Origin of the sequence: Catellatospora sp. NPDC049133 (genome assembly GCF_040648455.1) — a bacterium.
Classification (GTDB): Bacteria; Actinomycetota; Actinomycetes; order Mycobacteriales; family Micromonosporaceae; genus Catellatospora; species Catellatospora aurea.
This window is the reverse complement of record NZ_JBEZDT010000019.1, coordinates 43667-55655: the sequence shown is the minus strand read 5'-3', so window position 1 is coordinate 55655 and position 11989 is coordinate 43667. Positions and strand designations below refer to the sequence as shown.

The following is an 11989-nucleotide window of genomic DNA, read 5'->3' as shown; positions in this document are numbered from 1 at the left end:
CCAACAGGATCGATCACATTTCCACTGAGGACATCAATTTCGATATAAGCAGAGACATGCCTTAACCTGATCTTCATCTATCCTATAGGATATTTCATACACGGTCCGGTAACAGGCCGGAAACTCTGCCCCCACATTCGCGGAGGTTTTCCCCCATGAACCTCAGCAAGTCGTTGCGCCTGGCCCTGGCGGCGTTCGTCGCCGCGGGCCTGAGCGCGGCCGTCCCCACCGCGCCCGCCCTGGCATCACCCACCGATGCGGCGTTCAACTCCGCCACCGGCGCCCTCAACGTCAACTACGCCGGCTACCTGTCCAAGCACGACATCGTCTACAACCGCCAGAACACCAACCCGCTGCACGGCCTGACCGTCGGCAACGGCCGCACCGGCGCCATGGTCTGGTCCCAGAACGGGATCACCGCCCAGGTTTCCGGCGTCGACCTGTCGCAGCAGTCGGCGTTCGCGGCGGGTTTGCTCAACTTCAACACCAGCCCGGCGCTGGACAGCGGGTCGAGCACGTTCCAGCAGCGGCTGTCGCTCTACGAGGGCACGCTGACCACGAAGTACGACAGCAACCGCACCGTCACGATCATGGGTTCGCCCAACTCCGAGGTGATGGGCATCCACGTCGACGACACCCGCGGCGGGGTGTCGGCCGCGACGCTGGAGCTGAGCCTGTGGGACCCGAACGGGGTCTCCAACAGCGCCGACGTGCCCAACCTGACGACCTGGCGCACGGTGTCGACCGGCAGCGACAGCTCGGCCGCCTGGTTCAGCCGCGGCCAGGCCGACCCGAACAACTTCGGCTACACCTTCGCCGCCACCGTCGAGGGCGCGTCCTACAGCGCCTCGGTGGTCAACGGCACCCGAGTGCGGCTGAGCATCACCCCGACGTCGAGCTACACCATCTGGTTCACCGCGGCCAGCCGGATCAACTCGCCCAACCTCGACTCGGTCGCCCAGGCCAAGAACCAGCTCGCCTCGGCGAAGTCGACGGGTTACAGCACCACGTTCACGAACTACAAGAACTGGTGGCACAACTTCTGGGGCAAGTCGTTCGTGCAGTACTCGAACTCCGCCGGCGACGCCGACTACCTGGAGAACGTGTACTACCTGTCCACGTACATGATCGCGGCGGGCGGGTTCGGCAACTACCCGGTGCACTTCATCAACGGCGTGTTCCGGGCCACCGGCGACCAGACCAAGTGGAGCAACGGCTACTGGTACTGGAACCAGCGCGACGTCTACAACTCGTTCCTGGCCAGCAACCATGCCGACCTGTTCGCGGGGTTCAACCGGCTCTACAGCCGCAACTACGCCGCGCTGAAGGCGTACACGCAGACCAGGTACGGTACGGACTCGCTGTGGGTGCCCGAGACGATGGGCTGGGACGGCAACGCCCGGGGAACCATCAACAGCGACTACGTCAACGACATCTACTCCACCGGCACCGAGGCCGCGTACAACATGTACCTGCAGTACCGGTACACCAACGACACCGCGTACCTGCAGAACACCGTGTACCCGTACATGAAGGACGCGCTGCGCTTCTACCAGAACCGGTTCCAGCTGATCAACGGCAAGTACCAGATGGTCAACAGCAACGCGCACGAGACCTACTGGGACGTGCGCAACGCGATCACCGACCTGGCCGCGGTGCGGCTGCTCGCCCCGCTGACCATCCAGGTCAGCACGCAGCTCGGGCTGGACAGCGGGCTGCGCGCCGGCTGGCAGAGCCTGGTCGACAACCTGTGGGCGTACCAGGTCAGCAACAACGCCTACCTGCCGCACGACCCGCCGTCGTCGCAGGTGCGCAACGGTGAGAACGTGTCGGCCGAGCTGATCTGGCCCTACGACCGCACCGGCATCGGCTACCCCGACTACAGCACGGCGCTGAACACGTGGAACGTGCGCCCGCACCCGTACGGCAACGTGTGGGCCAACGACCACGCGCAGGCGGCCCGCCTGGGCCTGGGCGACCAGACCTTCAACGGCATGCGCACCATGCTGCAGAAGTACCAGAACTACCCCAACGGCATGACCAACAACACCAACGGGGTGTTCGAGTACCTGGGCATCCACCTCGTCGCCATGAACGAGGCGCTGCTGCAGAGCTACAACGACAAGATCCGGGTGTTCCCGGCGGTGCCGACCGACTCCTCGTTCGTCGGCAAGTTCACCCTGCTGGCCAAGGACGGCTTCTTGGTCAGTTCGGAGCGCGAGGCCGGTGAGATCAAGTACGTCGGCCTGCGCAGCCAGTTCGGCAAGAACACCACCGTGGTCAACCCGTGGGGCACCCAGCAGGTCCAGGTGCGCCGCACGTCCGACAACGCGATCATCACCACCTCGACGGCAGCGGAGATCAGCTTCGCCACGGCCGCGAACACGGTGTACGTGGTCGAGCGCACCGCCAAGCCGCTGAGCAACTACTCGGCGACCACGCTGACGGGCACGCAGAACAACGACGCCAAGTCGCTGCGCAACACCGCCTCGACGCTGGGACTGGGCACCGGCACCGGCGGCGGCCTGGTCAACAACACCGACCTGACCTACGACGCGGGCTGGTACCACACCACGGCCCGGGGCTACGGCGACTACAACGACGACACCCACCACACCAACACCGTCAACGCCGCGGCCAGCTACACCTTCACCGGCACCGGGATCGAGTACCTGTCCGAGCGGTTCAGCGACATGGGCAACGTCGACGTGTACCTGGACAACGTGTTCCAGGCCAACGTCAACCTGAACGTGTCCGGGCCGCGGCAGGCGCAGGTGGTCGTGTGGTCCAAGACCGGCCTGAGCAACGGCCAGCACACCATCCGGATCGTCAACAAGACCACGTCGGTGGCGATCGTGGACGCGCTGCGCATCACCACCGGCGGCACACCGCAGCCCACCGGTTATGTCGCCCTCAAGGCGCAGGCCAATGGGCAGTACGTCACCGCGGCCAACGCCACCACGGCGCTGATCGCCAACTCCACCACGGTGGGCACGGCGCAGCAGTTCCAGGTGACCGACCTCGGCAACGGCAACATCGCCCTGCGCGCGCGGTCGAACAGCCAGTTCGTCTGCGCGGAGAACGCCGGAGCCAACCCGCTGCTGGCCAACCGGGCCTCGGCGGGCTCCTGGGAGACCTTCGCCCTGGTCCGCAACTCCGACAACACCGTCAGCCTGCGCGCCACGGTCAACAACCAGTACGTGGTGGCGGAGAACGCGGGTGCGGCCGCGCTCATCGCCAACCGTGCGGCCATCGGCCCGTGGGAGAAGTTCGAACTCATCACACTCTGACCACCGGTGGGGCCGGGAGACCGGCCCCACCCGACCACCCCAGCGGAGCCGGTCATTCGGCGACCCGGCTCCGCGCCGACCGTCCGGGCCCACCTCACGTGCGGCCCGGCGGCCCGGCAGGGCACGGGCACACCCGCCTCCACGGGCGGCGCTCCGCACCCGGCCGGGTCCCACCCCGAGGGAACGCGTCATGGGCACACCCGTCGCCGAGACACCCCGCAGCTCCGAGCCTGTCGTGGCCGGTGGCCGGGCGGACCGTGCGCGCCCCGAGGTCCGCACACCCGCACCGTCCGACCCCCACCGATCCCGGAGCGAAGCCATGCCCCGAAGTCCCCGCCCGCGCCTGGCCGCGGGCCTGGTCCTCACGCTGCTGGCGAGCCTGACGGCCGTGGCCGTCAACCTCGCCGCGGGCGCCCCCGCGGCCGCCGCACCGCCCCCCACCAGCAGTTTCGAGAAGGTCAAACTCGACGGCGGCCTGTCCATGGGCGAGCCGATCGAACTGTCCGTGCTGCCCGACGGCAAGGTCCTCTACATCAACCGGGGGACCAGCTCCGGCGGCGGGCAGGTCCGGCTCTACAACCCGGCCACCGGCACCACCACCGTGGCGCTGACGCTGCAGCTCGACGCCCGGTTCGAGGACGGCCTGATCGGCATCACGCTGCACCCGCAGTTCGCCACGAACCGCTGGGTGTACCTGTTCTACTCCCCGGTGGTCACGCCGCTGGTCAACCGGATCTCCCGGTTCACCTTCAACACGTCGACCAACGTGCTGGACGCGGCCAGCGAGACCAAACTCATCGAGTGGCCCACCGAGCGGCGGCTGTGCTGCCACAGCGCGGGCTCGATGACCTGGGACAGCAACGGCAACCTGTACTTCGCGGTCGGCGACAACACCAACTCCGGCGGCGACTCCGCCGGCATGGCCCCGATCGACGAGCGCACCTCGCGCGACGCCCAGTACGACGCGCAGCGCACCTCGGGCAACACCAACGACCTGCGCGGGAAGATCAACCGGATCCACCCGGAGAACAACGGGACCTACACCATCCCGTCGGGCAACCTGTTCCCGGTCGGCACGGCCAACACCCGGCCCGAGATCTACACCATGGGCAACCGGAACCCGTACCGGATCTGGGTCGACAAGCAGGCGGGCAACACCCTGTACTGGGGCGAGGTCGGCCCCGACGCGGGCGCGACGATCCCGAACCGGGGACCTGCCGCCTACGACGAGTACAACCGGGCCACCGGCCCCGGCAACTACGGCTGGCCGTACTGCGGCGGCCCGAATGTCGCCTACAACGACTGGGACTTCGCGGCCAACGCCCCGCGCGGCTGGTTCCCGTGCGGCGGGTCCACCGGCCCGGTCAACAACTCGCCGCGCAACACCGGCCTGCAGCAGCTCCCGCCCACCAAGGGCGCGCTGGTCTGGGAGCAGCACGGCGGCAGCGTCGACTGGCCCGCGCTGGACAACCCGGGCGGCTGCGGCTCGCCCAACCACGCCGAGGTCTACCACTACAACCCGAACCTGGTCTCGGACGTGAAGTGGCCCGCCTACTACGACAACAAGCTGATCATCACCGAGTACTGCCGTAACTGGATCAAGGAGGTCCAGTTCAACAACGGCAACCCGGTGACCGGCACGCCGACCATCATCGAGCCCGTGGTGTCCGGCATGCAGCTGGTGCACCCGATCGACATGGAGTTCGGCCCGGACGGGTCGCTCTACCTGCTGGAGTACGGCAACGGCTACTTCTCCGGCGATGCCGCAGCGGGCCTGTACAAAATCAACTACGTGGCGGGCGGGCGCTCGCCGACCGCCGTGGCCACCGTCAACCGGGACAACGGCCTGGCGCCGCTCGCGGTGGCCTTCTCCAGCGCGGGCAGCAGCGACCCCGACGGCGACCCGCTCACCTATGCCTGGGACTTCGACAACAACGGCACCACCGACTCGACCGCCGCCAACCCGAGCTACACGTACACCACGGTCGGCGACAAGCGGGCCCGGCTGACCGTCAACGACGGCACCGGCCGCTCCGGCACCACCGTCATTCCGATCGTCGTCGGCAACAACCGGCCGACAACCACCGTCGGGTCCATTCCCAACGGCGGCATCTACGGCTGGGGTGACAACGTCACGGCGACCGCGGCCTCCACCGATGCCCAGGACGGCACCATCGCCTGCGGCAACGTGGTCGTCCGGGTGGCGCTCGGGCACCAGGAGCACGCGCACGAGGAGGGCCAGGGCACCGGCTGCGGCTTCACCTTCAACACCGGCCCGATCCATGCCGGGCTGGACGCGGTGCAGTTCTTCGTCGTCCGGGGCAGCTACACCGACAGCGGCGCGTCCGGCACGGTCCCGCTGACCGGCGAACAGCAGCTCACCCTGTGGCCCAAGCAGTGGCAGGCCGAGCACTACGTGACCCTCAACGGGCCCAAGGTCGTCGACCAGGCCGCGGCCGAGGGCGGCAAGCGGCTGGGCGACATCCAGAACGGCGAGTACGTCCGCCACCACGGGGTCAGCCTGAAGGGCATCACCAGCGTCAAGGCCCGGGTCTCCTCGGCCGGGGCGGGCGGCGTGCTGTCCTTCCGGTACGACTCCACGACCGGCCCCGAGGTGGCCAGGATCACGGTGCCCGGCACCGGCGGCTGGGACAACTACACCGAGGTCACCGCCCCGGTCACCAGGCCCGACGACGGCACGCACGACCTGTACCTCGTGTTCACCGGCTCGGGCACCGGCGCGCTCTACGACGTGGACAGCTACACGTTCATCGGCTCCGGCGTCGGCAGCACCCCGCCGGGCGGCGGCCAGGACCTGGCGCAGGGCCGCCCGGTGACCGTGTCCAGCACCGAGGCCGGCGCGAACGTGGCCGCGAACGCGGTCGACGGCAACGCCGCCACCCGCTGGAGCAGCCTCTACGCCGACCCGCAGTGGATCACCGTGGACCTGGGCGGGTCGTACGACGTCAACCGGGTCCGGATCAACTGGGAGGCCGCATTCGGCCGGGCGTACCGGGTCGAGGTCTCACCGGACAACAGCTCCTGGACGTCGATCTTCTCGACGGCCACCGGCGACGGCGGCGTCGACGACCTGGCGGTCACCGGCACCGGCCGCTACGTGCGCGTCTACGGCACGCAGCGCGGCCTGACCCAGTACGGCTACTCACTGTGGGACCTGAACGTCTACGGGTCCCCGGCGAGCGGCACGACCCTGCTGTCGCGCAACCGCCCGGTCACGGTGTCCAGCACCGAGGCCGGGGCCAACGTCGCGGCCAACGCGGTCGACGGCAGCACCACCACCCGGTGGAGCAGCCTGTACGCCGACCCGCAGTGGATCACCGTCGACCTCGGCCAGACCCGCAACGTCAGCCGGGTGGTCCTGAACTGGGAGACGGCCTACGCGACCGCCTACCAGGTGCAGGTCTCCAACGACAACAGCACCTGGACCACGATCTCGTCCACCACCACCGGCAACGGGGCAGTGGACGACCTGGCGGTCTCCGGCTCCGGCCGCTACGTGCGCGTCAACGGCACGGCCAGGGCCACCCAGTGGGGCTACTCGCTGTGGGAGTTCGACGTCTACGGGTCCTGACCCTCTCGCGCCGGAGGCGGCCGTCCGTCGCCTCCGGCGCTTCTTCGACAAGGAGCAACGATGCGCAGAAGGTTTCTGTCCCTGCTCACCGGCCTGGCCCTGGCGGTCGGGTCGGCGGCGCTGGCGCTGCCTGCCACGGCGCAGGCCGCGCCGCTGACCAAGGTGCTGGTCTTCTCCAAGACGGCCGGCTTCCGCCACTCGTCCATCCCCAACGGCATCGCCGCCATCCAGGCGCTCGGCACGGCCAACGGCTTCACGGTCACCGCCACCGAGGACGCCGCCCAGTTCACCACCGCCAACCTGGCCCAGTATCAGGCGGTCATCTGGCTGTCGACGACCGGCGACGTGCTCAACGCGACGCAGGAGGCCGCGTTCCAGAGCTACATCGCCGCGGGCGGCGGCTACGTCGGCGTGCACGCCGCGGCCGACACCGAGTACGACTGGGCCTGGTACGGCGGCCTGGTCGGGGCGTACTTCGCCTCGCACCCGGCGACCCAGCAGGCCACCATCCGGGTCGAGGACCGGTCCAACATCTCCACCTCGCACCTGCCGCCGACGTGGACGCGCACCGACGAGTGGTACAACTACCGCGCCAACCCGCGCGCCAACGTCAAGGTGCTGGCCAGCCTCAACGAGTCGTCGTACAGCGGCGGCAGCATGGGCGACCACCCGATCACCTGGTGCCAGAACTACGGCGGCGGGCGCTCCTGGTACACCGGCCTCGGCCACACCGAGGAGACGTACGCCGACGCGAACTTCCGCACCATGCTGCTCGGCGGCATCCAGGTCGCGGCCGGGGCCAAGCCCGCCGACTGCCGCCCGGAGACCGGCTACACCGCGATCTTCGACGGCACGCAGGCGAGCCTCAACCAGTGGCGGATGGCCGGGCCGGGCGGGTTCACGCTGGCCAACGAGACGCTGACCTCGTTCGGCGGCATGGGCCTGCTGTGGTTCCCGGTGCGCACGTACAGCAACTACTCGCTGAAGGTCGACTGGATGATGCCGGGCGACGACAACGGCGGCGTGTTCATCGGCTTCCCGGACCCCGGCAACGACCCGTGGGGGCCGGTCAACGCCGGGCACGAGATCCAGATCGACGCCACCGACGCCGACCCGAGCCGCACCACCGGCAGCGTGTACAGCTTCCAGGCGCCCAACACCACCGCCCGCGCGGCCGCGCTCAACCCGCCCGGGCAGTGGAACACCTACGAGATCGGGCTGCACGGGCAGCGGGTCGAGATCTGGCTCAACGGCGTGAAGATCAACGACTACACCAGCGCCCGGGCCATCGCGACCGGCTACATCGGCGTGCAGAACGACGGCACGGGCGCGGACATCAACTACCGCAACATCCGGATCAAGACCGACGGCACCCAGCCGCCGGCCACCGACGTCGCCCAGGGCAAGCCGGTGACCGCGTCCAGCACCGAGGCGGGCGGCAACGTCGCGGGCAACGCCGTGGACGGCAACGCGGCCTCCCGCTGGAGCAGCCTCTACACCGACCCGTCCTGGATCACCGTGGACCTCGGGCAGTCGTACAACCTGACCCGGGTCCGGCTGAACTGGGAGACGGCCTACGGCCGGGCGTACCAGCTGCAGACCTCGCCGGACAACAGCACCTGGACCACGGTCTACTCCACGACCGCCGGCGACGGCGGCGTGGACGACGTGACCCTGACCGGCACCGGCCGCTACGTGCGCATGTACGGCACGCAGCGGGCCACCCAGTGGGGCTACTCGCTGTGGGACTTCAACGTCTACGGCACCCCCGCCGGGACCGGCCCGGTCCTGCTGTCGCGCAACCGCCCGGTGACCGTGTCCAGCGTGGAGCCCGGCAGCGCGCACAACGGCGCGAACGCCGTGGACGGCAACACCGGCACCCGCTGGGGCAGCGCCTACGCCGACCCGCAGTGGATCTCGGTGGACCTCGGCGCGAGCAAGAGCATCAGCCGCGTCCGGATCAGCTGGGAGGCGGCCTACGGGCGGGCCTACCAGGTGCAGACCTCGCCGGACAACAGCACGTGGACCACGGTCTACTCCACCACCGCAGGCGACGGCGGCGTGGACGACCTGACGGTCACCGGCACCGGCCGCTACGTGCGCGTCAACGGCACCCAGCGCGGCCTCACCCAGTACGGCTACTCGATCTGGGAGCTGGACGTCTACGGCAGCTGACCAGACACCTTCCCCGTCCCACCCCCGGCGCGCACGTCCCCGCGCGCCGGGGCACCCCACCCCTCGGAAGGAACCCCATGAGAAAGATCCCCCGGTGGCGGTTGTGGCTCACCGCCGCCGCCACCCTCGCCGCGAGCGCCGCGGTGTCGGTGACGGCGGGCGCGCCCGCCGCGCAGGCCGCGCCGATCCCGGCGGCCGACTACCAGCAGGTGTCGCTGGCCACCGGCTCGGCCGAGCTGGGCGAGCCGATGTCGCTGGCGGTGCTGCCGAACCGGTCGGTGATCCACACCGCCCGGGACGGCACGATCCGGGTCACCGACGTCAACGGCAACACCAAGCAGGCCGCGAAGCTGTCGGTGTACACCCATGACGAGGAGGGTCTGCAGGGCATCGCGGTCGACCCGAACTTCGCGACCAACCGCTACATCTGGATCTATTACTCGCCGCCGCTGAGCACCCCGGGCGGCGACGCCCCGGTCACCGGCACCGCCGCGGACTTCGCGCCGTGGAAGGGCCACCTGCGGCTGTCCCGGTTCACCCTCAACGCCGACGACACCGTCAACACCGGCAGCGAGCGGATCACCCTGCAGGTCGACAACGACCGCGGCCAGTGCTGCCACGTCGGCGGCGACATCGACTTCGACGCCGCGGGCAACCTGTACCTGACCACCGGCGACGACACGAACCCGTTCGAGTCGGCCGGTTACAGCCCGATCGACGAGCGCACCAACCGCAACCCGCAGTTCGACGCGCAGCGCTCCTCGTCCAACACCAACGACCTGCGCGGCAAGCTGCTGCGCATCAAGCCGCAGGCCGACGGCAGCTACACCATCCCGTCGGGCAACCTGTTCGCGCCCGGCACCGCCAACACCCGGCCCGAGATCTACGCGATGGGCTTCCGCAACCCGTTCCGGATGAGCGTGGACAAGGCCACCGGCATCGTCTACCTCGGCGACTACGGCCCCGACTCGGGCACCACGGACGCCAACCGGGGCCCGAGCGGGCAGGTCGAGTTCAACCGGATCACCTCGGCGGGCAACTACGGCTGGCCGTACTGCACGGGCACGAACACCACCAGCGAGACGTACAACGAGTGGAACTTCGCCACCAACAGCACCGGCGCGAAGTACAACTGCGCGAGCGGCCCGGCCAACAACTCGTTCCGCAACACCGGCCAGGCCACCCTGCCCGCGGCCCGGCCCAGCTGGATCCGCTACGGCGGTGACGCCGGCAGCCCGCCGGAGTTCGGCAGCGGCTCCGAGTCGCCGATGGGCGGCCCGGTGTACCGCTACAACGCCTCCTCCACCTCGACGGTGAAGTTCCCGCAGTCCATGGACGGGCGCTACTTCGCCGGTGAGTACGGCCGCCGCTGGATCAAGGCGATCGCGCTGAACGCCGACGGCACGCCCGGCGAGATCTCGGCGTTCCCGTGGACCGGCACCCAGGTCATGGACATGGCCTTCGGCCCGGACGGGGCGCTGTACGTGCTCGACTACGGCACCGGCTCCAACAACCAGGGCCTGTTCCGCATCGAGTACATCGGCGGGGCCAACCGCAACCCGGTCGCCAAGGCCGCCGCGGACAAGACCTCCGGGGCCGCCCCGCTGACCGTGAACTTCTCCTCGGCGGGCAGCTCCGACCCCGAGGGCGGGGCGCTGAGCTACCTGTGGACGTTCGGCGACGGCACGACGTCGACGGCGGCCAACCCGACGAAGACGTACACGGCCAACGGCACGTACAGCCCGACCCTGCGGGTCACCGACCCGGGCGGCCTGACCGGCACGGCCAGCCTGGTCGTCACGGTCGGCAACACCGCCCCGACGATCAACCTGACCACTCCGGGCAACGGCCAGCTGTTCACCTTCGGCGACACGGTGTCGTTCAACGTCACCGTCAGCGACCCGGAGGACGGCACGATCAACTGTTCCCGGGTGACGGTGACGTACTCGCTCGGCCACGACAGCCACGCCCACCAGATCACCTCGAAGACGGGCTGCTCGGGCACCATCACCATCCCGGTCGACGGCGAGCACGACGCCGCGGCGAACATCTTCGGCGTCATCGACGCGGCCTACACCGACAACGGCGGGCTGACCTCGCGCAGCACCCGCACCCTGCAGCCCAAGAAGCGCCAGGGCGAGCACTACGGCGCGACCTCGGGCGTGCAGCCGGCCGACCACGCGGCGGCCGAGGGCGGGCGCACCGCCGGGTTCATCGAGAACAACGACTGGATCTCGTACAACCCGTACATCGTGGGCAACGCGACCCAGTTCACCGCGCGGGTCTCCTCGGCGGGCGCGGGCGGCACCATCGAGGTGCGCACCGGCTCGGCCACCGGCACCCTGCTCGGCACCGTCACCGTGCCGGTGACCGGCAGCTGGGAGACGTTCACCAACGTCACCGCCAACCTGTCCGGCGCGCCGTCCGGCACGACGACGCTGTACCTGGTGTTCAAGGGCGGCTCGGGCAACCTGTTCGACGTCGACTCGTTCACCTTCACCACCGGCACACCGCCGGCCAACCCGGTGGTCGCGTGGCGGGCCCGGGTCAACAGCCAGTACGTCACCGCGGCCAACGCCACCACGGCGCTGATCGCCAACTCCACCACCGTCGGCACCACGCAGCTGTACGACCTGGTCAGCCTGGGCGGCGGCAACTACGCCCTGCGTTCCAAGGCCAACAACATGTTCGTCTGCGCGGAGAACGCGGGCGCGAACCCGTTGCTCGCCAACCGGGCGGCGGCCGGCTCGTGGGAGACGTTCACCCTGGTCAACAACTCCGACGGCAGCGTCAGCCTGCGCGCGACGGTCAACGGCATGTACGTCGTGGCCGAGAACAGCGGCGCGGGGTCGCTGATCGCCAACCGGACCGCGATCGGCCCCTGGGAGAAGTTCGACCTGATCACGCAGTAGATCCAGCTCCCGGAAGGGGA

Annotated in this window: 4 protein-coding genes; all 4 read left to right on the top strand. The window is 69.4% G+C overall.

The window, feature by feature from the left end; genetic code table 11:
• Positions 1 to 155 precede the first annotated feature (155 nt).
• Positions 156 to 3290, top strand: coding sequence for a carbohydrate-binding protein (locus tag AB0B35_RS22060; RefSeq protein WP_361048404.1), 3135 nt, complete (start codon positions 156 to 158; stop codon positions 3288 to 3290).
• A gap of 319 nt (positions 3291 to 3609) precedes the next feature.
• Positions 3610 to 6882: a discoidin domain-containing protein gene (locus AB0B35_RS22055; protein WP_361048402.1), complete on the top strand. Its 3273-nt coding sequence runs from the start codon at positions 3610 to 3612 to the stop codon at positions 6880 to 6882.
• A 60-nt stretch (positions 6883 to 6942) separates the two neighbouring features.
• The gene (locus AB0B35_RS22050) at positions 6943 to 9057 is read left to right on the top strand and encodes a ThuA domain-containing protein (RefSeq protein ID WP_361048400.1); all 2115 of its coding nucleotides are present in this window, start codon (positions 6943 to 6945) and stop codon (positions 9055 to 9057) included.
• Positions 9058 to 9134: 77 nt separating this feature from the next.
• A complete protein-coding gene (locus tag AB0B35_RS22045) occupies positions 9135 to 11969 on the top strand; it encodes a PQQ-dependent sugar dehydrogenase (protein ID WP_361048398.1) in 2835 nt (944 codons plus the stop codon).
• Positions 11970 to 11989 lie beyond the last annotated feature (20 nt).

Bases quoted from the DNA above. Each gene is read 5' to 3' on its own strand.
- AB0B35_RS22055 (WP_361048402.1), top strand. From the start codon at position 3,610: ATGCCCCGAAGTCCCCGCCCGCGCCTGGCCGCGGGCCTGGTCCTCACG.
- AB0B35_RS22045 (WP_361048398.1), top strand. From the start codon at position 9,135: ATGAGAAAGATCCCCCGGTGGCGGTTGTGGCTCACCGCCGCCGCCACC.
- AB0B35_RS22060 (WP_361048404.1), top strand. From the start codon at position 156: ATGAACCTCAGCAAGTCGTTGCGCCTGGCCCTGGCGGCGTTCGTCGCC.
- AB0B35_RS22050 (WP_361048400.1), top strand. From the start codon at position 6,943: ATGCGCAGAAGGTTTCTGTCCCTGCTCACCGGCCTGGCCCTGGCGGTC.